Origin of the sequence: Mycobacterium sp. (assembly GCF_049673265.1) — a bacterium.
In the GTDB taxonomy this organism is placed as follows: Bacteria; Actinomycetota; Actinomycetes; order Mycobacteriales; family Mycobacteriaceae; genus Mycobacterium.
In genome coordinates, this window is sequence record NZ_JBATXN010000608.1 from 1 (window position 1) to 3,287 (window position 3,287).

A 3,287-nucleotide genomic window follows, 5' to 3' on the forward strand; every position below is an offset into this window, starting at 1 on the left:
GTGGTGAGCAACAGCCCAATACCGACTGCGGGTGTGCGGCGACGCAAGGTTGTAGCGGCGTAAGAGGTTAGCTGCCGCATCGAGTTCGCTATGATGCCCGCGTGCCGATCACCGTCACGCCGGTGCCAGGGAAACCCGCGCTGCTGTTGGGTGCCTTCGACATAGCCACCCTGGACTATGTTGCCGAGGAATTCTTCCTCTCTGGAACGGCGTCGTCCTATGGTTCAGCCGCCGAACTCGGCCCGGATGGCCGGTGGAACGTAACACCGTCAGCTGCTGGTGACTTCACCACCCGAATCGTGGCGCTAACGCCCGCGGATCCGGCCCGGTTCAACGGGACAGTGCTCGTGGAGTGGCTCAACGTGAGCGGCGGAATCGACGCGCCGGCCGTCTGGATGATGGCGCATCGCGAAATCGTTCGTGCCGGCTACGCCTATGTTGCGGTATCGGCACAACGTGTGGGCATCGAAGGCGGCGTGAGCTTGATGGGCATGGACATGTCGCTGAAAATCCAAGACCCGAAAAGGTACGCGGCCCTGCATCATCCCGGCGACGCATTCTGCTATGACATCTTCTCTGAGGCCGGTCGCCTCTTAAAAGACGGGCAGCACAGTGGTGTTCTACGGGAGCTGCGCGCCGAACACGTCGTTGCCATGGGCGAGTCCCAATCGGCGTTGTTTCTGACAACCTACGTCAACGCCATCGACCCGCTAGCTCAGGTGTTTGACGGGTTCCTGGTGCATTCGCGCTTCGGGCCCGCAGCACCACTCGACGGTGGATCGATATTCGATGTGCTGGAGAGCAACACATCCGAGGCGGTCCGGTTTCGCCCCGACCTGCGCGCGCCGCTCGTCACGATCATCACCGAGACAGACCTTTTCGCCGGTCCACGGCGAGGCTATTACGCTGCGAGACAACCCGAGCACCAACAACTTCGGGTGTGGGAGATTGCCGGCACCGCTCATGCCGACAACTACACGATCCAAGTCGCGCCGATCGACACCGGCTCTGCAGCGCTGACCGACATCGTCGCGGCCTATGCGCCGACGAATATGTTGATGGGCGAGCAACTGGAGCACTGCATCAATTTCGCACCGCAACACCACTACGTTCTGCAGGCGGCGCTATCGCAACTGTGCCGCTGGGTGCGCAGCGGCGAGGCAGCGCCCAGCGCCGTACCTATTGAACTGACCGATGCCGAACCACCCCAGCCCGTTTTGGATGCAAACGGCCTCGCGCGGGGCGGTGTAAGGACACCGTGGGCCGACGTGCCGATTGCCCGGACATCCGGTCTTGGCGGCGAGGAGACCACGATGGCATCGATCTTCGGGTCCGGGGAGTTATTCGATACCGGCACCGTGCGTCGGCTCTACCCGGGTGGGGCTGCGGACTATTTGGAGCGCTTCGAGGTTGCGCTCGACTCGGCGATTCAATCGGGGTTCATCTTGGCGGACGATCGCGAGGAAATTCTTCAGCTCGCCGCCGCCACGTTCCCCGATATCACAACGGCGACGCCTCAAGGGTCAAGCTAAACAAGGCGTAGGCCATGCAGAACAGAAAGTTCAGCGTGACGAGAACCAAGCCCACAAAGATCAGCGACCGCGCGCCGCGCCGCTTCAGGCGCTTGTACTTCGCCGAGATCTGCTCGCGTCTAAGCTGCATCGCAATCAACGCGAAGCTGACATCGGCCACCTCGTCAGCTGCGACCGGCCCGCCGGCCAGCACCAGCCGAAGCCGCTCCGGCGGAGTATTGACGCCGACCTGTGCGAAGCGCCTGCTCAGTCGCCGCGCCTGCCTGCGACCAAGTACTTGATTTCGCATCTGAAACCGATGCGATAGCTGCCCACGTTCGTTCCCCCACGGGTTTGACGGGGTCATCACACGCCGGAGTCTAGTTCGCCGGTGTCCAATCGTTCGGCGGTTACGGCCGATTGCCTGGCAGAAGTTTGGCCGGTCAACCACGGCCGTTCTTCAGCTAACCCAGACGATACTGTCGCAGTGGTCAGGGGTCAGGCATGATGTTGATTCGGGTCAGTTAGTGAAGAGGCGGACATGGCGGTGACGGACGGGCGCTCTACCCGCGAAGCGAAGCGCTTGCAGACGAGGGAGCGACTGCTGGGCGCCGCCATTGCAGAGTTCAAGCGGTCGGGGATGACTGAAGCCGACGTCAGCGCGATCGTCGACGCCGCCGGCGTTGCGCACGGCACGTTCTTCTTCCACTTTCCCACCAAGCAGCACGTCCTGTTGGAGCTGGAGCGGCGTGAAGAGGAGCGGATCGCCAAACAGTTAGGGCAATTTTTGGCCTCCCGCCACGATCTGCGCGCAGCACTGGACGAGGCCGCGCGTTTGGTGATGGGTCTCGAGCGCCGGCTCGGCGACATGTTGTTCAAAGACTTTCTCGCACTGCATTTTTCGCAGACCCGGCCGCCGGCTGAAGGCGTACAAGACCATCCCGTGGTGATCCGGCTCGCTCAAGAGATTGACCAAGCGCGCGAGCACGGTAAGACCGATCCTGAGGTCAACGCAATGAATAGCGCGGTGTTCTTTCTGTTAGGCCTATATGCGTTGTTGATCACCACGAACGACTGGCCGACACGCAACGCGCTGCTCGACGATTATGTGACGAGAACCGTGCGCAGCATGCAGCCTTCTCGACCGAAGTAACCAGCCAAAACGACCGCGTCCCCGCCAGCCCCCTAGGCCGGTCAGGGTGGACGGCCCCACCGCGAGTTATTGACAATGTCAATGACTCAAGTCAGTGTAGAACCGTACACCGGCCTGGCGGGTCGGGCTGCGCATGAGTCCGGCAACGCCGGAGCGTCCATGCCGTAGGGAGAAGCGGTGAATCTGCCGAAGGTCACGGGTCTCACAGTGGGATCGACCACTACTGTGCGCCGCGACCGGTCGTACGACGAGCACATCGAGGAATCGCGACTCGCGCAACGTCAAGCCGACAAGTGGCTGATTGTCGGCAGCATCCTGATCGGAACGGCGGCCTTGGGGATCTTCGGTCTGCCGCTGTTCTTGCGTGGAGTGTGGTTACTCCGCAAGGCCCAGCGCGAGGGCCTGTCGGTGCGGCCCATGCTCGTCACCTTGATCGGCTATCTGGTCATCATCGACGCCGCGATCAACTCCTTCGGCTGGGCTCTGGATCTGGGTGGCAACCACACCCTGCTGGCCCGGGTGCTGTTGACCGGGTGGGGAAACATGTTCGATGCCGGCTACTTCTGGCATTTCAATGAGTTGTGGGTCGGCGGCGCAGCGGGGCCCGGTGAAAAGGCTTGGGA

Annotated in this window: 3 protein-coding genes and 1 pseudogene; 3 read left to right on the forward strand and 1 reads right to left on the reverse strand. The window is 62.1% G+C overall.

The window, feature by feature from the left end; genetic code table 11:
* Positions 1-101 precede the first annotated feature (101 nt).
* Complete coding sequence (locus WBF82_RS20570) at positions 102-1,532, forward strand: alpha/beta hydrolase domain-containing protein (protein WP_424384783.1); 1,431 nt, start codon at positions 102-104, stop codon at positions 1,530-1,532.
* On the opposite strand, the gene WBF82_RS20575 is transcribed toward WBF82_RS20570, so the two are convergent.
* Positions 1,501-1,878, reverse strand: coding sequence for a hypothetical protein (locus WBF82_RS20575; protein WP_424384785.1), 378 nt, complete (start codon positions 1,876-1,878; stop codon positions 1,501-1,503). The genes WBF82_RS20570 and WBF82_RS20575 overlap by 32 nt on opposite strands.
* A 174-nt stretch (positions 1,879-2,052) precedes the next feature.
* Here WBF82_RS20575 and WBF82_RS20580 point away from each other — a divergent pair, with 174 nt between their 5' ends.
* Both WBF82_RS20580 and WBF82_RS20585 read left to right on the forward strand, forming a co-directional pair.
* The gene (locus WBF82_RS20580; protein ID WP_424384784.1) at positions 2,053-2,664 is read left to right on the forward strand and encodes a TetR/AcrR family transcriptional regulator; all 612 of its coding nucleotides are present in this window, start codon (positions 2,053-2,055) and stop codon (positions 2,662-2,664) included.
* Between the two features lie 207 nt (positions 2,665-2,871).
* Positions 2,872-3,287: pseudogene (locus WBF82_RS20585) on the forward strand (hypothetical protein); the annotation flags it as partial.

Excerpts from the sequence above, each read along its gene's own strand:
- WBF82_RS20575 (WP_424384785.1), bottom strand. The coding sequence starts at position 1,878 with ATGACCCCGTCAAACCCGTGGGGGAACGAACGTGGGCAGCTATCGCAT.
- WBF82_RS20580 (WP_424384784.1), top strand. The coding sequence starts at position 2,053 with ATGGCGGTGACGGACGGGCGCTCTACCCGCGAAGCGAAGCGCTTGCAG.